Consider the following 23,202-nt stretch of genomic DNA (forward strand, 5'->3'; position numbering starts at 1 on the left):
TGCAAAGATAAGGTACGCATGAATCAATCCGACCCACTCATTACCCTTGATCAGAGATCGCTGCCCGACAACAGTCGTTCGTCGGCGGTCTATTCGTTATTTCAGCTCCACGCGGGCCAGTGCTGGGCCGTAGTGGGTGCAACGGGCAGCGGCAAAACCCTGTTTCTTCAAACCCTGGCTGGCCAAGTGCCGCGGCTGGCGGGTCGGTTGGTTCGGCGGCAGTCGGTTGCCTACGTGTCGTTTCGCGAGGAGTCGCGGCTGTTTTCGTACAGCGGCCATTTTTATCAGCAGCGGTACCAGGCTACCATGAGCGACGAAGGAAGCCGGGGCCAGGCCGCACCCACCCTGCGCGATTATCTCCAGCTTGCCGACCCGGCGGCTGCCAGGCCGCTGCTGGACCGGCTTGGCCTGAGCCCCCTGCTCGACCGAACGTTCCTGAAACTCTCGAACGGGCAGAGCCGCAAAGCCCGCATCGGCAAGGCGCTGCTGCAACAACCGGCGGTGCTGCTGCTCGATAACCCGTTCGTAGGGCTCGATGCGGCTTTCCGACAGGAACTGACCCAGTGGCTGGCCGAACTAACCCAACACGGGCTCACCCTTGTGCTGGCTACCGATGCCGATTCGATACCGCCGTTTGTCACCCATGTGGTCGAGCTGGGCGGGAGCCAGATTCAGTGGGCGGGACCCATTCAGGCCTATCGACCCACTGCGCGGCCTTCGCAACAAACGGCCTTACCCATCTGGCAAACATCGGCGCTACCCGCCGACTTCGGCGAAGCGTTTCGGCTGAGCGAGGTAACGGTGCGCTACGGTGATCAGCTTATCCTGGACAGGGTCAGCTGGACGGTGCGCCCCGGCGAACGCTGGGCCCTGCTGGGACCGAACGGAGCCGGCAAGTCGGTGCTGCTGAGTCTGCTCTACGGTGATCATCCGCAGGCGTATGCCAACCTGATTCATGTGTTCGATCATCGGCGGGGGCGGCCCGGCCAGAGCATCTGGGATGTGAAACGGCGGATCGGGTTCGTCTCGCCCGAACTGCACCTGTATTTTCCGCAGCAGCTGACCGCCCGCCAGGTGGTGCTTACGGGGCTGACCGATACGCTGACCATCCCCCGGCAGGCCAGCGCCGACACTCAGGCCGACCTGCTGGCGATGCTGCGCTATTTCGGCCTGAGTGAGAAAGCCGATAAACCCTTCGGCCAGCTGTCAGCGGGCGAGCAGCGGCTGGTACTGCTGGTGCGGGCGCTGATCAAAAATCCGCCGGTGCTGATTCTGGACGAACCCTTCCAGGCCATCGACGCGGCCCGGGTAGAGCTGGCCCGGCGGCTGCTCGATGGCTTGCCCGATAAAACGATTCTGTTTGTTACCCACGACCGGCGCGACCTGCCCGACACCGTTGACCGGACGTTCGATATCAGCACGGAGGCCCCCCGGTAAACACAGAAGCCCAGTACACACACAGGGTTGTGTATGTACCGGGCTTCCTGACCAGGACGGGCTATCAGGCCACTACGGCTTCGGCCAGTACCAGCACTTTATTTTGCAATACTTCGACCACGCCACCATCGACGGTGAACGTTTGCTGACCGGTTGCGCTCTGCACAACGATCGGGCCTTTGGCGAGGGTGCTAACCAGCGGAGCGTGGTCGTTCAGTACCTGAAACTGGCCTTCGCTGCCCGGAAACGTAACCGCGCTGGCCTCTCCCGAAAAGACCTTCCGGTCTGGAGTAATGATATCTACTGTCATAGTATTACATGATGAACGATGAATGATGAATGATCTGCCCGGTGCATGTATCGTTCATCATTTGCCATTTTACAAAGCTCCCTTCACGAAGTTCAACACACTGCCGATCTGGCTTTTTACGGCGGGCTCAGCGGCTTTCGCCAGTGGGCCACCCTGGCCGAGTTTGCTCACCCCCGACAGCGCCGTCGATACCAGCGATTTGCCCGTCGAACCACCTCCACCCAGCACCGACATGGCGCTGCCGAGGCCGCTCAGGCCGCTGCTTAGCTGGCTGGCTTTCCCGATCAGCGATCCGGCCGAGACCAGATTTTCGATCCGACCGGCTCCCGAGGCCAGTTTGGTCAGTCCAACGGCTTTACCGAGAACACCCGCTCCCAGCCCTCCGCCCGTAATCAGCGGCAGCAGTGTCTTTAGTTTACCCACCTGGCTCAGGATCTTATCCTTAAACGAGCTTGGTTTCTGCTGGGCTTCGGCCTCTACGGCGGCAATGCCGGTTTGCAGGGCCTGGGCCGACGCGGCTTTATCGCCTTTCTCCAAAGCGGCTACGGCTTTGTCCAGTTGCGCGTCGGGCAGGCTATCGGTCGAAGCCGCAGCGCCCGTTTGGGCAGTCGACGGCGTAATGGCCGTGTCCTGAATAGCGCCCCTGACGGAGGTAGGTGATGTGGTTGGTGCAGTACCGGCGCCGGGTAGGGCGGGGACCTGCGCCAGAGCGGTCGTGGTGGCCAGCAGGGTAGCGGACAGCAGCAGGGCTTTCCACTCAACTCGGATCGTTTTCATAACAACTTGTTTGTTCGTTTACGACGCTAAGACGACATTGAGCGAAAAAGCAACAGGTATTGGCTGAACAATGTACGGCCAATACCTGTCGATTCCTGATTACTTACTGACCGGCTTCTTTCAGCAGGCGCTCACCCTTGGCAACGGCATCTTCGATGGTACCAACCAGGTTGAAGGCTGCCTCGGGCAGGTGGTCATACTTACCGTCGATGATCTCGTTGAATCCTTTGATCGTATCTTCGATCGGAACGAGTACGCCTTTCAGACCAGTGAACTGCTCGGCCACGAAGAACGGCTGCGACAGGAAGCGCTGCACCCGGCGGGCGCGGCTTACAACGAGTTTATCTTCTTCCGAAAGTTCTTCCAGACCCAGAATGGCGATGATGTCCTGGAGCTCTTTATAGCGCTGCAGAATCTCTTTCACCCGCTGGGCGGTGTTGTAGTGCTCGTCGCCCAGTACTTCGGCGCTCAGAATCCGCGAGGTCGAATCGAGGGGGTCAACGGCCGGGTAGATACCCAGCTCGGAGATTTTCCGGCTCAATACGGTCGTAGCATCCAGGTGGGCAAAGGTCGTTGCCGGCGCGGGGTCGGTCAAGTCATCGGCAGGTACGTAAACGGCCTGTACCGACGTAATCGAACCACGCTTGGTCGACGTAATACGCTCCTGCATGATACCCATCTCGGTAGCCAGCGTGGGCTGATACCCTACGGCCGACGGCATCCGGCCCAGCAGAGCCGATACCTCCGAACCCGCCTGGGTGAACCGGAAGATGTTGTCAACGAAGAACAGAATGTCACGACCGGCTCCTTCGCCATCGCCATCGCGGAAGTGTTCGGCAATGGTCAGCCCTGACAGGGCCACCCGGGCGCGGGCTCCCGGCGGTTCGTTCATCTGGCCGAATACGAACGTAGCCTGACTCTGGGTCATCTCGTCCAAATCGACTTTGCTCAGATCCCAGCCCCCTTCTTCCATCGAGTGCTTGAATCCTTCGCCGTATTTAATGATACCGGCTTCGATCATTTCGCGCAGGAGGTCGTTCCCTTCGCGGGTCCGCTCGCCTACACCGGCAAATACCGACAGACCCGAATAGGCCTTGGCGATGTTGTTGATGAGTTCCTGAATCAATACCGTTTTACCCACACCAGCACCACCAAAGAGACCGATCTTACCGCCTTTGGCGTACGGCTCGAGCAGGTCAATTACTTTGATACCGGTGAAGAGTACCTCGGTCGAGGTGGCGAGGTCTTCAAAACGGGGCGACGACCGGTGAATGGGCAGGCGGGCCGTGGTGCTCTTCGGCTGAGGAATACCATCGATGGCATCACCTACTACGTTGAACAGACGACCACGGATGCTTTCGCCCGTCGGCATGGAGATTTGCGTGCCAAGGTCAACTACGTTCATGCCCCGGTAGAGGCCGTCCGTCGAGTCCATGGCGATAGCCCGAACGCGGTCTTCGCCCAAATGCTGCTGCACTTCGAGAATAACCGACTGCCCGTCAGCTTTGGTTACTTTGAGGGCGTCCAAGATGGCGGGAATCCGCGAGCCTTCGCCCTCGAAACTCACGTCCACGACCGGCCCGATTATCTGCGTAATCTTACCCGTATTGACTGCCGTTTCCGTAATCATTTGTATGTGATATAGCTAATTGAAAAGTTGTCCGTTGTTTCGGACTGCAAAAGTAGGAGAAAAACTGCGTAAAGTAAAGACGCGATTTGTTCATTTTCAGCCAGGTCGACTACCAAACGGGTTTACCAGTAAGGTTTTTAGCGTACGCAATAAACAAAAACCGGCGCTGGCCGATTTGTACAAAAGAAAGTCGTCCGTTATCAGCCAGTAGCCTTTGCGTATCCGGTACGGCTCCTTTTCTGACGAAAGGTACTGACCTGCTACTGGTTGGCAACCCGCGACGCCCAACTCAATCCGACTCAACGTTACGATTCATGCTTCAAACTCGATCGAGCGGCCTGCTGCTCCATATAACATCGCTGCCCTCGGCGCATGGCGTGGGCGACCTGGGCCCCGAAGCCTACCGCTTTGCCGACTTCCTCGAAGCCGCCGGGCAGGCCTACTGGCAGATTCTGCCGCTGACACCCCTGGACCCCGGTTCCGGATTTTCGCCCTACAGCAGCCCGTCGGCCTTTGCCGGCAACACGCTGATGATCAGCCTGGAAAGGCTGGTCGACGAAGGCTGGCTCCAGGCCGATGATCTGGCGGTGTTCAACCAGCAGCCGGTACAGGACGTTACCGTCAGCGAAGCGCCCGCTGCCTCGGGTGATGTAACGCCCTCGGTACTGTCGGGGCCGCTGACCATTGCGCCGTCGACCCTGCACGCGGCCTGGATCAAGAAACGACCCCTGCTGCGACAGGCTGCGGAAGCGTTCCTGAACGATGGCACCGCAGCGCAACGATCTGAATACGAGCGGTTCTGCGGGGCGCAGGCCCACTGGCTGGATGAGTACGCGCTGTTTACGGCCCTTCAGGAGGCAACGGGCGAGCCGTACTGGCTGCGCTGGCCCGATGAGCTGATGCGCCGTGAGCCAACGGCGCTGGCTACATATACCGAACAGCTTCGGCATGAGCTGGAGGTGATTAAAGTGCTACAGTTTTTCTTTCTGAAGCAGTGGAACGAGCTGGTGGCTTACTGCTACGCCAAAAAAATTCATTTCATCGGCGATATTCCTATCTACGTACAGCTCAACAGCGCCGACGTCTGGGCCAATCCTGCGCTGTTCAAACTCGACAATGATTTTCAGCCACTGTTTGTAGCCGGGGCGCCCCCCGATTACTTCAGCGAGTACGGCCAGCGCTGGGGCAACCCGATTTACGACTGGGCCGAACACGAGCGGACCGACTTCTCGTGGTGGATGCGCCGGATCCGGCATCAGCAGTCGCTCTACAGCCTGACCCGGCTCGATCACTTCCTGGGCTTCTATGAGTACTGGGAGATTCCGGCCAGCGAACCAACGGCCCGCGTAGGCGAATGGATAAAAGCGCCGTTCGAAGCGTTCATGCGATCGATGTACCGGCAGTTTGTGCAGCTGCCCATCATTGCCGAAGACCTGGGGGCCAAGGCGGCCGATATTCAGCCCCAGCTTCGGCACTACGCCATTCCGGGTATGCGGGTGGTGCAGTTCGGTTTTGGCGAAGACCAGCCGACCTCGAGTTATGCGGTACACAATCATACCGAAAACATGGTCGTATACTCCGGTACGCACGACAATAACACGACGCTGGGCTGGTTCCGGGAGTCGGACGAGGAGCTGCGGGGCCGCATCCGCGATTACCTCGGGTTTGACGTTACCGAAGAAAATATAGTCGACCAGATGATCCGGCTGACGATGCGGTCGGTGGGGCGACTGGCGATCCTGCCCATCCAGGATGTGCTGAACCTCGACGAAACGCACCGTATGAATACCCCCGGACAGGGTGGCCGGAGCTGGCAGTGGCGCCTGCAGCCCGACCAGCTAACGGTTGAGGTAGCCGAGAAGCTGCTGGCGCTGACCCGGCTGACCGGCCGCGTGTAGGTACACAACCGGTTAGGGGGTTGCCACCTAACCGGTTGCTTCAGGCACTAACCGGCCCCCGGCTTCGTTTCAGTGTCATGTCATCCTTATTTTTCTGGAAGGAGTGGAGCCGGCCGTACCGGTTCGCCTACCTGATTAGCCTGTCGGCTGTTTTTGTTGCGCTGATTCTGTTCATAGTGGCCTGGGGGCGTGGTCTGGGGAACGTGGTGCGCTGGGACGTACTGAGCGAACTCAACGAACTGCCCGTTACCTTCCGCACCTTTACCGATGGCCTGCTCGACTACGCCGTCAATGGCAAAGCCTATGCCGTGTCGGAGCAGTTTGTGGCGTCGCCCATGCAGGTAAACCCCCATATCGCTACGGCTCTGCTGGCGGGCATCTGCATTGCCTTCACCTTACTGCTGAGCGCCATCACCCGCTTCGACCGGGTTCGGTACCTGGTCGGTATGGGCGCGCTGATTCTGGGGCTGGCGTTTTTCCGGTTCGAGATGCTCGAAGTGCCCGGTCTGGGCGGAAGCCGGCTTTTTCTGATACTGACGGTTTTGTTCGGGTCGGTCAGCTACTTTTTTCACGCGTTCCGGTCCGACCAGCTTATTCTGGTTCGACTCGGCGTGTTTGCCAGCCTGATTGGCATGACGGTAGCTACCCTGGGGGCGCTGTCGCCGGTTGAGCAGCCGGTGCTGACGATCGTGAGTTACAGTATGCCGGTTATGCTGGCGTTCAGCATAGGGTTTATTTTCTTCATCGCAGCCGAGATACTGGCCGGGCTGGTTTGGGTCACGACGGCGGGGGGCAGCGGCAAGGTACTGGGGTTAAGCAATTTTCTGTTCATCAGCGGTCTGTATCTGGTCAACCTGGTGCTGATCTGGCTAAAAAATACCCGGATGATCGACTGGGAGCTGCTGGCCATCAGTCCGTTCGTGTTGTATCTGATTTCGGTAACGCTGGGTATCTGGGGGTTTCGGCGGCTGGTGGAGCAGCAGCAGCTGGTCTCGTTTCGCGATGGCGGGGCGTTTCTGTACGCGGGCCTGGCCCTGCTGACCACCCTGACCATGGGCTACGCCTTTGCCACGGCCAACGACCCGCTCATCGAGGTTTTCGAAGATGTAATCGTTTATACACATCTGGCTATGGGCCTGGCGTTCATCGTTTATGTGCTGATCAACTTTTTGCCGATTTTTCAGCAGGGGCGGGCCGTTTACCGGATTCTGTACCTACCGAAGCGACTGGAGCTGAGCCTCTTCAGGCTGGTGGCGGTTTTTCTGGTGCTGACGCTGGTGGCATCGGGCAATACCATTACGCTGAAGCAGGCTATGGCGGGCTATTACAATAACCTCGGCGATCTGTACACCGCCACCGGCGAGCTGGCGTCGGCGCAGGCTTTTTACGAACAGGCGCTGGAGCAGGAGTTCCAGAACCACAAGTCGAACTACGCTCTGGCCTCGCTGGCCACGGCTCAGAACGACCAGACAGCCGCTGCGTTCTATTTCCAGAAGGCCACCCTCAAGCAACCGCAGCCGCACGATTACGCGGCTCTGAGCCAGACGTTCCTGCAAACGGATCTGTTCTTCGAAGCGGTAAAGACACTACAACAGGGGCTACGGCAGTTTCCAGGCAGTGGCGAGCTGCAGAATAACCTGGGCTACCTGTACGCCCGCACCAGCGTAGCCGACTCAGCTTATTATTACCTGCAGGCGGCTACCGGCAACACCTCCCGAAGCGACGTGCCGGCGGCTAATCTGCTGGGGTTCTATGCCCGCAATCCGCAGGTGCTCTCGGCCGATTCGAGCCTGGCCCGTAACACAAACGAGTTCGAGTACGAATCGTACCAGGCCAACGCGCTGGCGCTGCGGCTCGTGGCGTCGACCGGCCCGGCTGCCCAGCCGGTGCGGCCCGCCTGGCTCACGACCGATCAGGTCGGCGAAGGGCTGAGCGTAGGGCGGTTTGCCAGTGTATACAATTACGCCTTGGCCAGTCAGCAACCCGACTCGACCCTGGCCCGAACCCTGCAGCGCCAGGCCGATGCGCCTGCCAACCAGGACTTTACGGATGATCTGCTGCTGGCCCGCGCCGTTGCCGAATATACGGCGCACAACCACCCAACAGCGTTCGGGCTGCTGAGCCAGCTGGCCGAGGGCGATCCGAAGCAGGGCGATATGTACCGGTCTGTTACGGGGTTGCTGCTGATGGAGCAGGGCCTCTACCGTAAAGCTGCCGACCAGTTTGCCGATAACAGCGACACGACCTCCATATACCATCGGGCCGTGGCGCTAACCAAAGCGGGCGATCCGGCACTGGCACAGTCGCTCTGGGAAACGGCCGCCCGTAGCGACTCGAATGTGTCGGCGCTGAAACAGGTATTGTATGAAGAACGGACCCCGCAAACCGATCTGGAGAAAGCCTTCTACGTCAGCTACCGGCTCGACAACCCCAACCGGGGCCGCTACTGGGAAACCATCCGGAACCCGACCCTCAAAACGGTAGCCGGCGTGGCGCTGGCCAACGATTACCTGGACGCGGTACAGTGGCGGAATACCCAGCTGATGCTGTCGGGTCTGCCCGCCGACACAACCATCAGCGACTATGCGGTGTCGTTACGAAATCTGGCGGCCCTGCGCCTGTCGGCGTTCCGGCGGAGCATCGGCTCGGCCGAGACCATGGCCCGTCAGCCGATTCTGCCCCAGCACCAGGCCGAGCGGGCCTACTGGCTGGCCCAGGCCTACGAACGGTCGCGCCAGCCCGCTAAAGCCGGCGTGGTCTATCGGGAAGCGCTGCAACTGGCCCCGCTCAACGCGCAGATCGTTACGGCTGCGGCCCAGTTTGAGCGGCAGCGGAACCGGATCAGACCGGCCTACGAACTGGTGCTGAAAGCGCTGCTATTCAATGAAGATAACGCAGAGCTGCTCAAAACATACGTAACGCTCTGTCTGGACCAAAGCCTGTTCGACTACGCCAGCGACGGGCTGGCCAAGCTAAGGGCCGCAGCACCAGCCACCGACTATCAGGCATTTACGGCGACTTATCAGGAAAAATTGGCGTCAATCGAAAAGAGCCGGGAAAAATTCGGGCAATGATGTAGTTTTAACAAAAACTTTCCGGCCTCCATGAGCAAAAGCCTTACCTGGACCAAAGAAGCGTTTGCGCGTACGACTACTATTCTCGACAATGGCCAGATCGTTGGTACAATGCGGCCCGAGGGTACATTTGGTCGGGATGTGGAGGCCCACCTCAACGACGTTCATGTCCTTTTTGATGTTACCGGTTTTATCAGTCATTCGGTCAGCGTATACGATCTGACGAACGCCCGGCAGCTGATTGGCCACATTGCGCTTTCGTTTGGCAAACGGGCCGAGCTGATTCTGGCCAACGGCGAAACCTACCAGTGGAAACGACACAATATGCTGATGCGCGACTGGGACATGATCCGCGAAGGCGATGGGCAGGCTGATCAGGAGGTGGTCAGTTACTCGCTGACCCGCCAGTTTTTTGCCGATCACGGTGATATATCGGTCGATACCCAGTTACCCGGTGCCGATCTGATTGTGCTGGCCGGTTTGTTTATCCGTAATTATTTTCAACGTCGTCGTCGGGCTGCCGTTGTTGCCGCTAGCTAATTAAACGTATATGAACATCATTGAAACCCGTACCATTGCCAAGCGGTACGTAATGGGCACTGAAGTGGTCGATGCACTTAAATCCATCACCATATCCATCAAAAAAGGCGAATACGTCGCGTTTATGGGGCCGTCAGGGTCGGGGAAGTCCACGCTGATGAACATTGTGGGTTGCCTGGATTCGCCCACGTCGGGGCAGTACATCCTCAACAACCAGGACGTGAGCCGGATGGGCGAGAACGAACTGGCCGAAGTGCGCAACAAGGAAATCGGTTTCGTATTCCAGACGTTTAACCTGCTGCCGCGCCAGACCTCCCTGGAGAACGTGGCCCTGCCGCTTATCTACGCCGGCTATAGCAAGGCCGACCGGACCGAAAAAGCCATGCTGGCGCTGAAAAACGTAGGTCTGGAGAATCGAGCCGGTCACCGGCCCAACGAGCTGTCGGGTGGTCAGCGGCAACGGGTAGCCGTAGCGCGGGCGCTGGTCAACGACCCCAGTATTCTGCTGGCCGACGAACCGACGGGTAACCTCGATACCAAGACGTCGTACGAAATTATGGACCTGTTCGACCAGATCCACAGCAAAGGCAATACGGTCATCATGGTTACGCACGAAGAAGACATTGCCGAATACGCCCACCGGATTGTACGGCTCCGCGACGGTCTGGTCGAAACGGATCGCGCCAATGAGCATATCCGGAAAGCCAACGTGCTGATGCAGGCCCTCCAGTAGCCTGGTTATTTCAACTGCCCTTCAATCCAGGCCAGACCCCGGCCGTAGAGCGCGTGCGCAAACCGTACCCGGTTGTCGAAGTCGGGGTCGGGGGTTTCGCCATGGGTCCAGAACTCCCTGACCAGCCGGGCATTATCGGCCGCCAGCGGTTGCTGATGAACCACATCGGCTTCCGTACGGTAGGGCGCAAACGCCGGCAGATCGCTGTCAAAATGCTGGAAAAACAGGTGGCCGCGCGGGGTTCTGACGGCGCACAGGATACCACTGGCCCGGCTGGTCGACGGCGACAGGCTGCCTTCCAACCCCCGTTTCAGCACAATTACCGCGTCGAAACCGGCCATCAGCGCCAGCTCAGCCATTTTCATCTGGTAGGTGATGTGAAACACCGACGTGACCAGAATCCGGGCGTGGCAGGGGTTCAGCACTTTTTCGAGGGTAGCCAGAAAGGGCCGTTTCAGCAGGATACGACGCCGATCGGTCCAGCGGCTGAGGGCGGGCGACATTGCTTTCTGATCCAGTACCCAGCCGTAATGTTCGAGGGGCGTGCCCAGCTCCTGATTACCGAGCAGAAACTCGCAGTTCAGATGCATGTAGAGGTCCAGCGCGTTGAGCGTGAACTTGGGCCCGCCCGACGGTCCTACCAGCGACACCGGCCCGTAGCCCCGGTTCAGAAAAAACTTGGCCAGCAGGGGGGTAATGAGGTAGCTGTTCTCGACGCCATCGAACGGTTCGGCGATCTGGATCAGCGGCCGGTCGGCGCAACTCATGGCCCGGAAAGCGGGTGTGAACGTTCGTTCGGCGGCCCGCATCAGACCCTGGTATTCTTCGTTCGTTTCGTGGCGCACCCGCAGAATGCTGGCGGCCAGTCCCCGAAAGGTTTCGCAGGTGCCGTTGCCAAACAGATAGTCGCCCAGTTGCTCGGCTTCGCTGATCTGTAGATTATGGCCCCGCACCAGTTTGGTGGCAATGGGGTGCATACCCATCGGCAGGTCGGGGCAGACTTTATTGATAAAGAAAGTTGGGTGCGAAAAAGCGCCTTTTCCAATCTCATCTTCCAGGGTTCGTTCGTCGGGGGTGGGACCCTTGGCTAGCAGGGCGCCCAGAAAAGCACCGCGCTGGAGTGGATGCGTAATGGGGTCATTCAGGGCCGCCCGGCACTCCGCCAGTAGGTCGGGCGGCAGCGGTTTGCTACCATGTTTTCCGATTCCAATATGTCGAATACCCCTGCCCAGCGGTGTGTCGGCAGGTGCATCTAAAGTTGGGTTGGCAATTGGCATGGCAAAGGGCTGGTAACGCATGGGTATGAACGTAAAAGTAGGCGCGAAGCCACTACCTACTTATTGACTATAGATGATCAAGATAGCTACGGCGCTAACCCTTTTTACCCTGGCTGTGAACGGGTAATAGCTCTGACAACACGATTCATTGGTATAGTTATTTAATAGATTATCTATCGGCCCCGGCTCAAGGCCAGGGCCGATAAAGCCAACCATAATGGGACTGAGTATAACCTACCAGGTTCAGAAATGCGTAAAATTACTTAATATTTTATTTTGACATGATTATGTACATCCAAATATTATATAAGAAAAAATGAAAAAATAAGAATTAACCATTATTAACAGTTCATTTGTCGATATATTATAAATAGTGTTCGAATAGTCAAGTTTCGATAAAGTGCTGGGCGTGAGAAGCCTTTGCATGACTGCTGCCGGATGCGTATGGGCAGATCGGATTGCTTAACAAGGCTGGTAGGGTGGTTTCGAGAAGGCGGATAGAGATGCCGTCCGCTCGTGTCGGTTAGTACGCTATCGTTCCGCCGGGTCTAAGCGGTGTTGCTAAGGGCTATTGACAGGCCGCCCCGCCCCGTCGGCCTGTCAATAGCCCGCAACCGCACAGCATCTAATCGAAGAAACGAGCCACCTTTTCAAACTTCCGGCGCGGCCATCGGTATATAGTAAATACAGTTGTTCAAAGGCTGGGGCCTTGCTGGTTCTGGCAGTACCCATCACATCACTATGAAGTATAGACAGTTTGGCCGTACCGAGTTGACCGTAAGTGAAATAGGCTTTGGCGCCTGGGCCATTGGTGGGCCGGCTGAGGTTGGCGGGGTTGCCATCGGCTGGGGCGACGCCGACGATACGACCTCCGAGCAGGCCCTTCGCCACGCGCTCGATCTGGGCATTACCCTGTACGATACGGCCGACTTCTACGGGCTGGGCCATTCTGAAGAACTGATCGGTCGGGTGTTTGGCAACCGCGCCGATGTGGTGATCGCCACCAAAGTCGGTCAGAAAGAGCAGGACGGTAAAATTGCCATCGACTACAGCCGCGCCCACATTATGACGGCCTGCGACGATAGCCTTCGGCGGCTCCGGCGCGACAGCATCGATTTCTACCAGCTGCACGTCGCTAAGCTAAGCCATCTGGAACAGGGCGACTGCATCGAGGCTATGAGGGATCTGCAACAGGCGGGTAAAATTCGGTATTGGGGCATCTCCCTGAATACCTTCGCGCCCGAGCCCGAAGCCGACTTTTTCCTCAACCATGAGCTGGGCAGCGGGTTTCAGGTGGTATTCAACGTACTGAACCAGCACATTCGTCCGTATCTGTCGGCCATGCACACGCAGGGGTACGGCCTCATTGCCCGCATGCCGCTGCAGTTTGGCCTGCTGGCTGGTAAATTCTCAACCTCGACCACATTCCCGCCCAGCGATCATCGGCATTACCGGGTCACGCCCGCCATCATCGACGCTACCAACGAGGCTCTGCAACCCGTTTGGGAGCTGTGTCGTACGTATGACGTCACCCCGGCCGAACTCAGCCTGAGCTATATACTGAGCCACCCCGAAATATCGACCGTGATTCCCGGTATCCGTACGCCCGAACAGGCCGATCAGAATACCCGCCGAATCGTTCAGCTCTCCGACCAGGACAGGGACTTTATCACCGGCTTGTACGACACCCGGTTCAAACCGCTGGTCGATATGATGAAAAAACAGGGCTGACCGCTGTTGGCCTTGCGCGCCTGGCTCAGCCTTCGTAATCGGGAGAGATAGGCGAGCGCCGGAACTCGTTGGGCGTAAGGCCTACGTACTTTTTGAAAAACTGGCTAAAATTTGGCTGATCGGCGAAGCCAATGATATGGCTGATCGCCTGAAGTGTCCAGTCGGTCTGGACCAGCAGGGCCTTACTTTCTTCGAGCAGGCGATTTTTGATCAGGGTGCTGATGGTCTGGCCGGTATGCTTTTTAACGAGCCCATTCAGGTAGTTCGGGTTCAGATTCAGTGTCTCCGCGTAGTCGCGGGCGGTGCGCATCCGGATTGGGTTGTTGAGGTTGGCAAGGTTGGTTTCTTTTTCGAGCAATTCGAAAAAATTATAGACGTGCCGGTAGTCGTTGGTGATCTCGCCGACGGGGGCGTAGTCGGTGCCTTTGAGGCTCTCTATCAGGATCAGCTGGACATAGGCCTGCATGGCTTCTTCGGCCAGTTCCCCGCCCGAGGCAGCTTCGGCTTTCATCTGGGTCAGCAGGCTGTGAATCATCTGCGCCGACTGATCAGACAGGCGAAGGATTTTTTTCTCCGTAAAAAACTTGTAGCGGTCGATAATCAGTTTCAGCGACGGGTGCTGATCCAGGTATCGCTTCTTGAACATGCAGAAGATACCCCCGCCTGCTTTGGGAGACGCGTTGCGCCAGCACACGATCTCGTTGGGGTGCAGAAAGAGAATCGTACGCTCGTCGATGTAGTAATTATCCTTCCCCATCGTTTTCACGCCCGTGCCGCTGGTCATGAACATGATCTTATAAAAATCACGGCGGTTGGGGGTCAGGTAGTTGTCACAGCCGGTCTTCTCACGGTCCACCACCTTAATATTCCAGTCCTCATAATACAGCCGACTCACGGGCGTGGTGCCGGGTGGCAAGACAGATGGCATATCATAGACCATCGTTATGGGTTGAGCTTCGCCAGTTCGGCGGTGGGGTCGTGTCTCCATAAATCATAAAATGTGTTTTGGCGCGGTAAAGTGCCGGTGCCTATACAAATCAAAGATATTGCCAGGTAAGTAGTTGCAGGTCAGGTGGTAATGTTCGACGTGGAAACTTGCCAGCAATGGGGCCGTTGGCTCAGCTTATGAGTTGATATGTGATTTTCATAAAAAGAGCTTTGCTTTTCCTATAAAGTTGCTCCCTCGTGGCTGGTACGTTTGTATGATCGATAGGGCGAGGATGTCTGGTTGCTGCTTAACGTTCGTCACTGATTGGTCATCGACATGGCGACGTTGTAAAAGCCACCGACCTCATCTTGGTAAACCAAACTGCTCGGATGAAACAGGTACGAAATCAATTTGTTACGCTACTCTTTGGTAGCCTTCTAATTATCATGGGAACAGGACCTCTGGCTATGGCTCAGCAATCAAAAATAAACAGCGCCCCCGAAGCGACCCGGGGGCCTGCCACCAGCTTCAGCGGTACGGTTTGGGTAACTACTCTGGTCGGCCCCAACGCAGAAACCGACTGCATCGTGAGTAGCGTCACCTTTGACCCCAAAGCCAGAACGTTCTGGCATACGCATCCCAACGGTCAGCTACTGGTTGTTACGAAGGGCATCGGCTTCTATCAGGAGAAGGGAAAACCCGCCCGGCTTATTCGGGAAGGCGATTCGGTGACTATACCGCCGATGGTTGAACACTGGCATGGCGCCGGCCCCAACGGTACGTTTACCCATACCGCTATTAATCCGAACGTAAGCAAAGGCGGGGCCGTCAACTGGCTGCAGGCGGTTACGGATGAGGAGTACAGGATCGCTCACTAAGCAAGTAGGCAGGTATCTAATGAAAAACTCATTCGTCATCTCTTTTTCCCTGTTGCTCTTTTGCATAGCAATCATGGCTTGCACACTGGAGAACCCGATAGCCTCCGGCATACTGAACGGTGAAAGTCCCGAAACTCAGACAAATGATGCGATCGAGAGCCGACTCAATATCAGGATTGGCGCGACCGTTTTTACCGCAACGCTGCTGAATAATCCAACGGCGACGGCCCTGGTAGCACGTTTGCCACTGACGATCCCGATGCAGGAACTGAACGGCAACGAGAAGTTCGCTGAGCTGCCCAACGCCCTGCCCTCCCGCGCATCGGCGCCCGGAACCATTCAAACCGGCGACCTGATGCTCTACGGGTCAACCACGCTGGTACTGTTTTATAAAACGTTTCCGACCGCCTACAGTTATACAAAACTAGGACGTGTCGACAATCCGGCGGGCCTCGCTGCCGCGCTCGGGTCCGGAAGCGTAACGGTTACGTTTGAGCGCCAGTGAACACGAACAACGAACCGTAAACCTATCCGACACTAATCGATTTGGCTGGTGGCGGTAATCAACACTTTCTTGCCAATACTGACCTTTAGAGGCTGGGGCTGAAAACCGGATTCGCAAACAACTGCCTTCAGGGGGCGGAGGGAGATTCTGGAGATGCAGATCTTAAACTAACCAACTTATGGCTGAGTACGAAAACACCGGGGGCAAGTCAGAGGCCCCCAATGCATCCCGCCGGGTTTTCTTCAAACAATCTTCGGCCCTGGCAGCTCTGGCTATGACTCCGCCAGCGGCCATGACCGCCGTGGCGAACGGACTGGATGAAAAAGTGGCTGCCGCCTTCGAGCAGATGCCGCTGCATGTCGAGATCAACGGCACAATGCGAACCCTAGCCATTGAACCCCGCGTTACGCTGCTCGACCTGTTGCGCGAACAACTGCATCTAACCGGCACCAAAAAAGGCTGCGACCACGGGCAATGCGGGGCCTGTACAGTGCACGTCGATGGCCAGCGGGTCAACTCGTGTCTGACCCTGGCGATGACGACAGAAGGTAGCCAAGTCACAACCATTGAGGGGCTAACCCCCGGTGGACCCGACGGGCCATTGCATCCCATGCAGGAAGCGTTTATCAAACACGACGGCTTTCAGTGTGGCTATTGTACTCCCGGACAAATTATGTCGGCGGTAGCCTGCATTCGTGAAGGCCATGCCGACAGCCCCGAGGAGGTTCGCGAATACATGAGCGGCAACATATGCCGGTGCGGAGCCTACGCCAACATTGTCGATGCCATTATGGACGTTAAAAAGGGAGGAGCCAGGGTATGAACCAATTTCAATATACGCGGGTAACAACCCCCAAAGCGGCCGTTTCGGCCATTTCGACTGGAAACGGTTCGTATTTTCTGGCAGGTGGCACGAACCTGATCGACTTAATGAAGCGCGAAGTGGTGGTGCCCGAGCGGCTGATCGACATCAACAAACTACCGCTCGCAACCATCGAAAAAACGGCTACGGGCCTGCGCATTGGGGCCATGGCTAAAAATTCGGCGGTAGCCGAAAGCGAGCTGGTAAAGAAGTATGTTCCGCTGCTGACGATGGCGCTCAACGCGGGGGCGTCAGCCCAGCTTCGGAACATGGCGACGGTAGGCGGCAATATGATGCAGCGTACCCGTTGTGCTTATTTTTACGATACAGCCATGCCCTGCAACAAGCGAAGCCCAGTGCAGGCTGGTGCTGATAAAGGACAGACCAACGGGCCGGTGGGCTGCGGAGCCATCGGCGGCATCAATCGGATGCACGCCATTTTCGGAGCCAGCACCAAATGCATCGCCGTTCACCCGAGCGACATGTGTATCGCTCTGGCTGCGCTGGATGCTACCGTGAATGTATCCGGCCCAAAGGGCGATCGTACCATTCCGTTCGGCGACTTCCATCGGCTCCCCGGCGATACGCCCCAGAAAGACAATACGCTGCTGCCCGGCGAACTGATTATGTCGGTCGATATCCCAACGAATAAGTTTGCCGACCATTCACACTATCTGAAAGTTCGCGACCGGGCGTCGTATGCCTTCGCCCTGGTGTCGGTTGGGGTGGCAGTTGACATGAAGAGAGATACCATTCAGGATATACGCCTGGCCATGGGCGGTGTGGCCCATAAGCCCTGGCGACTGATCGAAGCCGAGCAGTTTTTGCGCGGTAAATCTGCTACCGAAGCCAACTTCAAACAAGCTGCCATGCTGGCGATGAACGGCGCAAAGGGCTACGGCGAGAACGACTTCAAGCTGACCCTGGCCCCCAACTCCATTATCGACGCCTTGAAAACAGCTACCAAAACCGCCTAATTATGACAAAAGACACAAAAAATCCGCCCATCGACCGGGTCGATGGGCGGTTGAAAGTGACCGGCGGGGCCAATTACTTTGCTGATTTTGAGCTGCCCAACATGGCCTACTGCGTATTGGTCGGCAGCGAGGTTGGCCGGGGCACGATTACCAGCCTCGACACTAAAAAAGCACAGGGCGCACCGGGCGTCCTCGGCGTGTTCACGCATCAGAATATGCCTCCCATTCCGGGTTGGGATGCACCCGTTGGCGGAGAGGCCGACGGACCGGCCCCCAAGCCCAAGAGAGAGGAGACCTACCGAATTCTGAGCAGCCCTAAAATCCTGTTCGACGGGCAACCCATCGCCATCGTGGTGGCCGACAGTTTCGAGCGGGCCACCTATGCCGCTTCGCTTGTCAAGGCAACTTACAACAAACAGGCAGCCCGTACCGAACTGGAAAAGCACCTGTCGGAGGGCGTTGCCCCGAAGGGCGCCGATGGCGGCAATTATTTACGGGGCAAAGCCGATGCCTATCAGTCGGCTCCTGTCAGGCTGGAAGCCAATTATACCATACCCATTGAAGTGCACAACCCGATGGAATTACATGGTATTCTGGCTCACTGGACAGCCTCCGACAAGCTAATGATTTACGCCAAAACGCAGGGCGTTAACGCCACGCAGCAGGCGATGGCCCAGGCGTTCAAACTCGACCCGAAGAATATTCACGTGCATACCGAATTCATGGGTGGTGGCTTCGGCATGGGCCTGCGTACGTGGCCGCAGGAAACGGCAGTGGTGGCGGTGGCCCGGAAAATTGGTCGTCCGTTGAAGCTGGTGGTTACCCGTTCGCAGATGTTTACGCTGGTGGGCCACCGCCCTTATACCGTGCAGACCATCAACATGGGTGCCGACACGAACGGGAAGCTGGTTGGTCTTGCCCACGCAGCAACCGCCGAAACGGCCAGCTACGAAGACTTCACGGAAGCGACCGTCAACATGACCAAATTTATGTACGACTGCCCGAACGTGAGCACCCGCTACCGCATCGTGCGGCTCGACCGGAGCGTACCTATCTGGATGCGCGGACCGGGCGAAGCTACGGGCGCGTTTGCCCTCGAATCGGCGATGGATGAAATGGCCCATAAGCTGAACCTCGACCCCATCGAGTTCCGGCTACGCAACTATACCGAAACCGATCCCGAACACAACCGGCCTTATTCGAGCAAAAATCTCAAAGAAGCGTATCAGCGCGGGGCCGACGCTATTGGCTGGAGTAACCGGAAGAACGAGCCGGGTAGCCAGCGGGAAGGCGACTGGTTGATTGGCTACGGCATGAGCACGGGCGTGTTTAGCGCCTTCCGCTGGGAAGCTTCGGCCAGGGCCTTGCTCAAAGCCGATAGCTCCCTGACGATACAAAGCGCCGTGACCGACATTGGCCCGGGAACCGGAACGGCCCTGACCATAATTGCCCATAACGTGCTGGGCGTGCCGCTCAATCAGATCAAGGTCGAGTATGGCGACACCTCGCTGCCCAAAGCGCCCACGCAGGGCGGTTCGGCCATTGTATCGGCGGTAGGCTCGGCGGTGTTCGACGCCTGCACAGCGGTTAAAAAACAACTGACCGAACTGGCCATCAAAGAAGGTGGATCGCTGGCAGGTCGTCAGGCCGATGAGCTGATCATAGCCGACGGTGTGCTGTCGGTGGAGAAAGAACCCCGTAAAAAAGTAGCCCTGAGCGAGCTGATGCGAGCGAATAACCTGACGGTGATCGACAAAAGTGCTGACTCGAAAGGTGGGTCGGAGCAGAGTAAGTATTCGATGTACTCGTTCTCGGTGCATTTCGTGCAGGTACGTGTCAACCCACTGACGGGGGTTGTGCGCGTTTCCAAAGCCGTCAGCGTGGCCGATTCGGGGCGCATTGTGAGCCCCAAAACGGCGGCCAGCCAGATGATCGGTGGCGTGGCCGGCGGCATTGGTATGGCGCTAACGGAAGAAGCCAGTATTGACCACCGGTTTGGCCGATTCGTGAACAACAACCTGGGCGATTATCACGTAGCCGTGCATGCCGACGTACCGGCCATCGAAACGATCATGATCGATAAGCCCGACCCGATCATCAATCCGATGGGTGCCAAAGGCATGGGTGAAATCGCGCTGATCGGCTTTGCCGGAGCGGTAGCCAATGCAGTTTTTAACGCTACTGGCCAACGCGTACGTGACTTGCCGATTACTCCGGATAAACTCCTGAGAAAGCTGACGTAGAATAAACAGAGTGGATCAACTTACCCTTTTATCAAACTGACTGTTTTGGTCCTGCTGATGAAGGAAGCACTGTCGATCGTCTGCGTCGAGATGCTTTCTTCGTCAGCAGGACCAAAAAGAGAATACGGTAAGGTCAGTTAGGCGCACTGCTCTATGTTGTTCACATTGTTCGAGTAATATGTCTCTTGAAGCTAGTACCGATATTTTTGGCCGCCTGCAGGCCGGAGAACCGCTTCGCAAAGACGATCCTGACTATGCCCGCTTTGGCGAAGTCGTGGCGCGGACCATCCGGTTATGCGTTACCATGAACGCGACGGCAACCGATACCGATCAGGTACGTTCCCAACTGGGTGAGATCATCGGCGTGGATATCGACCCATCGACGACGATATTCCCACCCTTTCACACCAATTTCGGTCGGTTTATTCGGTTGGGTAAAAACATCTTCATCAACCATGCCTGCTCGTTTCTGGATATTGGCGGCATTATCATCGAAGACGACGTACAGATTGGACCAAGGGTAAACCTGACCTCCGAAAATCATCCGCTGGACCCGGCCGACCGAACAACGCTGATTCCGCGGCCAGTTGTGATCAAACGCAACGCCTGGATCGGGGCGGGGGCCACCATCCTGCCGGGCGTTACCGTCGGCGAAAACGCCATCGTGGCTGCGGGTGCCGTAGTCAGTCGTGATGTGCCGCCTAACACGGTGGTGGCGGGGGTGCCAGCCAGGGTGGTTAAGTCGTTGTGAGGTAGAGTAGCAATCCTTCAAAACGCAGAATGACGCGTGGATGTCAAAGGGTAAGGTCAAGCTACTGATCCGGCCCTTTGGCCTCTGTACTCGTTCGGCGAAACACCTACCTTCTGTTTGAAGAACCGGCCGACCCGAACGCGGTAAAGTAAGGCAGGCCCGAAGCCTGAACTGGAGAACCGACGTTACTTTTTCTATCTTCGCGGTATATTAGTATGCCGTCATGTGTAGCCGTTTGCTTTGGCTGCTGTTGTTACTCAGCAGTCCGGTTTTGTCGATTGCCCAGCTTCAGATCAATCATCCTATGGCGAGGCTGGTCATACAGCGCGGAAACGATGGCAACGGGCGGCTATACGTGTCGGGACAAGTACGGGGGCAGGCCGACCGGATCGAGGCCCGGCTAACGCCCGTTGTGGCGGGGCAGGGCACCGAAACCGCCTGGCAACCGGTTCAGACCAACCCGGTCAATGGCGTATTTCTGGGCTACATTACCGGAACGGGCGGCTGGTATACGCTCTCGGTTCGGGCCATTGTCAGCAATACCGTCAGCAGTGAGGCTACCGTGCAGCCCGTCGGCATCGGCGAAGTGTTCGTAACGGCCGGACAATCTAACTCGCGCGGGCTGGGGATCGGCGATAACGATCTCGGCACGGCTACCGACCGCGTCAACGCCATCGACTCCATCAACCATTACTACCCGCCCAGTCCTCAGCCGCTGCTATCGTCGGGCGATCCGATGCCGGTTCCGGTCTATAAAGCCCTGACCGCCGGCCGGCGTATTTTCCCGATGGCCGAAAGCTCGTGGGGCTGGGGCGAACTGGGCGACTATATCGTGAACCGGTATAACGTGCCGGTCGCTTTCTACGTAGCTGGCTGGGATGGCTCAACGATCGACAACTGGGACAAAACGGCCCGGGGCATACCCACCTGCAACGCGTATTTCTGCAACGAAAACTGGCAGAACCTGCAACCCTACACCAACCTGAAAAACGTACTTCAGTATTACGCATCGATGGCGGGCATCCGGGCCGTACTCTGGCACCAGGGCGAGGCTGAAGGCGATGTAGCGCGGGATCAGATTCCGCAGTATGCCTCTATACTACGATCGGTCATCGAGAAGGCGCGGCAGGATTATGGAAGTCGTAGTATGGCCTGGGTGGTGGCGCGGGCGTCGTATAACGGACAGGTAACGACCCCCGCCGTCGTGTCGCAGCAGGAAGCGGTCATTGCTACACCGGGTTTCAACGTATTTCAGGGGCCGCTGAACGACACAATCCAGAACCGGAACGGTGGTGATACGGATGTTCATTTTGCCAACGCGCTCCGGCCCTCGGTTCATCCGCAGTATTACCTCAATCCGAACAGCATTCCGGTCAATATGGGGCTGTCGCGCTTTGCTCGCAACTGGAACAACAGCCTCAGCAGCAGCTTTTTTCAGACCGCCCAGCCCATCACGCCCGAGGTGTTTGCCGCTACCGGAACGCTGGCCGAGTACGTGCTGCCCGCCGATAGTCTGCGCGTTACGTTTGTGACCTCCGGTACGTTTGGCAGCGGGAACCAGTGGCAGGTACAGCTCCTCGATTCGCTGGGTCGCTACAAAGCCACCCTCGGGAGCGGCTCGGCCAGCCCGGTTCGGGTGAAGCTGCCTGCCGACTATCAGAGTGGCCGGTACCGGGTTCGGGTTGTGTCGAGTGCACCCGTCATGCCGGCGGTACCGTCGAACCTGTTCCGGATTACCAGCCAGATTCCGGCTGCCGATCTGAGCCTGTCCGCATCGGTCGACCAGCGGACGCCGGGGCTGAACGAACCCGTTACCCTCTCGCTGACGGTGCGGAACCAGGGCCCGGCCGCAGCCACCGACATTCTGGTACGGGATCGACTGCCCGACAACCTGGCGGTGGTATCCGTGCCATCGTCCATGACCAGCAGCGGAAGCGTCGTGTCCGGAACGATTGACCGCCTGGAAGCCGGTACTCAGGGCACCTTCACGTTTACGGTCAAACCAACCGCTACCGGTTTTTACCGAAACTCCGCCGAGATTGCCCAGGTTACCCAGCTCGACCCCGACAGTCAGCCCAACTCCGGCACCGGCGACGGGCAGGACGATGCGACCGGGCTTGACTTCAGAACCGCGCAAACGGGCGCGGGCGTCTTCGTGTCACCCAATCCCAACCAGGTGCCGCTGCCCGCTGTGCAAAGCAACCAGCCCACGCCCGACCCCGCCCGGGCCGACCTGAGCCTGCGCGTGGCGGTCAGCAACCGAACCCCGCGGCTCAACGAGGTCATTTCGTTTTCCATTACGCTCACCAATACCGGCGGCTTAACGGCCACGGGCGTGAACCTGACGGCGTACCTGCCGGCTAACCTGTCATTCGTGCCGGGCGATGATCTGGCGCCGGGCGGGGGTGGGCTATCGGGAGGCATCAGTAGCCTGGCGGCTGGAGCCAGCCACGTCTTTCGGTTCTCGGCGCGGGCTGTTTCGGCGGGGCGCGGTGTCTGCACCGCTCAACTGACGGCATCCGGTCAGGCCGACCCGGACTCGACCCCCAATAACGGCACTACCAACGGCGAAGACGACACCGCTCAGGTCGACATCCGGGTTCAGTGAATGGCTGATACTGAACGGTTATTGACCGGATTTGGTTAAATTT

18 protein-coding genes are annotated in these 23,202 nt (G+C 57.7%); 13 read left to right on the forward strand and 5 right to left on the reverse strand.

The window, feature by feature from the left end; all coding sequences use genetic code 11:
* Nucleotides 1-18 precede the first annotated feature (18 nt).
* Nucleotides 19-1,437, forward strand: coding sequence for an ATP-binding cassette domain-containing protein (locus EQG79_RS23085; RefSeq protein ID WP_129604568.1), 1,419 nt, complete (start codon nt 19-21; stop codon nt 1,435-1,437).
* A gap of 64 nt (nt 1,438-1,501) precedes the next feature.
* On the opposite strand, the gene atpC is transcribed toward EQG79_RS23085, so the two are convergent.
* From atpC to atpD, 3 genes are all read right to left on the reverse strand, one after another.
* Nucleotides 1,502-1,747 (reverse strand): ATP synthase F1 subunit epsilon, encoded by a 246-nt coding sequence (gene atpC, locus EQG79_RS23090; protein ID WP_077922268.1) that lies wholly within the window; start codon nt 1,745-1,747, stop codon nt 1,502-1,504.
* 69 nt (nt 1,748-1,816) lie between these two features.
* Nucleotides 1,817-2,524, reverse strand: coding sequence for a hypothetical protein (locus EQG79_RS23095; protein ID WP_240699429.1), 708 nt, complete (start codon nt 2,522-2,524; stop codon nt 1,817-1,819).
* 103 nt (nt 2,525-2,627) lie between these two features.
* Entirely contained in the window at nt 2,628-4,154 is a 1,527-nt protein-coding gene (gene atpD, locus EQG79_RS23100) for a F0F1 ATP synthase subunit beta (protein WP_077922266.1), read from the reverse strand.
* 314 nt (nt 4,155-4,468) lie between these two features.
* Between atpD and malQ the strand changes: the two genes are divergently transcribed.
* From malQ to EQG79_RS23120, 4 genes are all read left to right on the forward strand, one after another.
* Nucleotides 4,469-6,052: a 4-alpha-glucanotransferase gene (gene malQ, locus EQG79_RS23105; RefSeq protein ID WP_129604571.1), complete on the forward strand. Its 1,584-nt coding sequence runs from the start codon at nt 4,469-4,471 to the stop codon at nt 6,050-6,052.
* 77 nt (nt 6,053-6,129) lie between these two features.
* On the forward strand, nt 6,130-9,126 hold the full coding sequence (locus EQG79_RS23110; RefSeq protein WP_129604577.1) for a tetratricopeptide repeat protein: 2,997 nt from the start codon (nt 6,130-6,132) through the stop codon (nt 9,124-9,126).
* Nucleotides 9,127-9,156: 30 nt separating this feature from the next.
* Complete coding sequence (locus EQG79_RS23115; protein ID WP_129604583.1) at nt 9,157-9,666, forward strand: hypothetical protein; 510 nt, start codon at nt 9,157-9,159, stop codon at nt 9,664-9,666.
* 10 nt (nt 9,667-9,676) lie between these two features.
* Complete coding sequence (locus EQG79_RS23120) at nt 9,677-10,399, forward strand: ABC transporter ATP-binding protein (protein ID WP_077922262.1); 723 nt, start codon at nt 9,677-9,679, stop codon at nt 10,397-10,399.
* Nucleotides 10,400-10,404: 5 nt separating this feature from the next.
* On the opposite strand, the gene EQG79_RS23125 is transcribed toward EQG79_RS23120, so the two are convergent.
* The gene (locus EQG79_RS23125) at nt 10,405-11,697 is read right to left on the reverse strand and encodes an anthranilate phosphoribosyltransferase (RefSeq protein ID WP_240699430.1); all 1,293 of its coding nucleotides are present in this window, start codon (nt 11,695-11,697) and stop codon (nt 10,405-10,407) included.
* Between the two features lie 720 nt (nt 11,698-12,417).
* Between EQG79_RS23125 and EQG79_RS23130 the strand changes: the two genes are divergently transcribed.
* A complete protein-coding gene (locus EQG79_RS23130; RefSeq protein WP_129604589.1) occupies nt 12,418-13,407 on the forward strand; it encodes an aldo/keto reductase in 990 nt (329 codons plus the stop codon).
* 25 nt (nt 13,408-13,432) lie between these two features.
* On the opposite strand, the gene EQG79_RS23135 is transcribed toward EQG79_RS23130, so the two are convergent.
* The gene (locus tag EQG79_RS23135) at nt 13,433-14,395 is read right to left on the reverse strand and encodes an AraC family transcriptional regulator (RefSeq protein WP_129604595.1); all 963 of its coding nucleotides are present in this window, start codon (nt 14,393-14,395) and stop codon (nt 13,433-13,435) included.
* 386 nt (nt 14,396-14,781) lie between these two features.
* Between EQG79_RS23135 and EQG79_RS23140 the strand changes: the two genes are divergently transcribed.
* The 7 genes from EQG79_RS23140 (at nt 14,782) to EQG79_RS23170 (ending at nt 23,159) form a co-directional block, all read left to right on the forward strand.
* Nucleotides 14,782-15,213 carry a (R)-mandelonitrile lyase gene (locus tag EQG79_RS23140; protein ID WP_201723568.1) on the forward strand — a complete coding sequence of 144 codons (432 nt, stop codon included), beginning with the start codon at nt 14,782-14,784 and terminating at the stop codon, nt 15,211-15,213.
* A 73-nt stretch (nt 15,214-15,286) separates the two neighbouring features.
* A complete protein-coding gene (locus EQG79_RS23145; protein ID WP_236648811.1) occupies nt 15,287-15,718 on the forward strand; it encodes a cyclophilin-like fold protein in 432 nt (143 codons plus the stop codon).
* A gap of 178 nt (nt 15,719-15,896) precedes the next feature.
* A complete protein-coding gene (locus tag EQG79_RS23150; protein WP_077922257.1) occupies nt 15,897-16,541 on the forward strand; it encodes a (2Fe-2S)-binding protein in 645 nt (214 codons plus the stop codon).
* Nucleotides 16,538-17,557, forward strand: coding sequence for an FAD binding domain-containing protein (locus EQG79_RS23155; protein WP_077922256.1), 1,020 nt, complete (start codon nt 16,538-16,540; stop codon nt 17,555-17,557). The genes EQG79_RS23150 and EQG79_RS23155 overlap by 4 nt, the downstream gene beginning before the upstream one ends.
* Nucleotides 17,558-17,559: 2 nt before the next feature.
* On the forward strand, nt 17,560-19,800 hold the full coding sequence (locus EQG79_RS23160) for a xanthine dehydrogenase family protein molybdopterin-binding subunit (protein ID WP_077922255.1): 2,241 nt from the start codon (nt 17,560-17,562) through the stop codon (nt 19,798-19,800).
* A gap of 178 nt (nt 19,801-19,978) precedes the next feature.
* The gene (locus tag EQG79_RS23165; RefSeq protein ID WP_077922254.1) at nt 19,979-20,551 is read left to right on the forward strand and encodes a sugar O-acetyltransferase; all 573 of its coding nucleotides are present in this window, start codon (nt 19,979-19,981) and stop codon (nt 20,549-20,551) included.
* Nucleotides 20,552-20,774: 223 nt separating this feature from the next.
* Nucleotides 20,775-23,159, forward strand: a complete 2,385-nt coding sequence (locus tag EQG79_RS23170; protein WP_129604601.1) for a DUF11 domain-containing protein — start codon at nt 20,775-20,777, stop codon at nt 23,157-23,159.
* Nucleotides 23,160-23,202 lie beyond the last annotated feature (43 nt).

The sequence above is a fragment of the Spirosoma sordidisoli genome (genome assembly GCF_004138325.1).
GTDB lineage: Bacteria > Bacteroidota > Bacteroidia > Cytophagales > Spirosomataceae > Spirosoma > Spirosoma sordidisoli.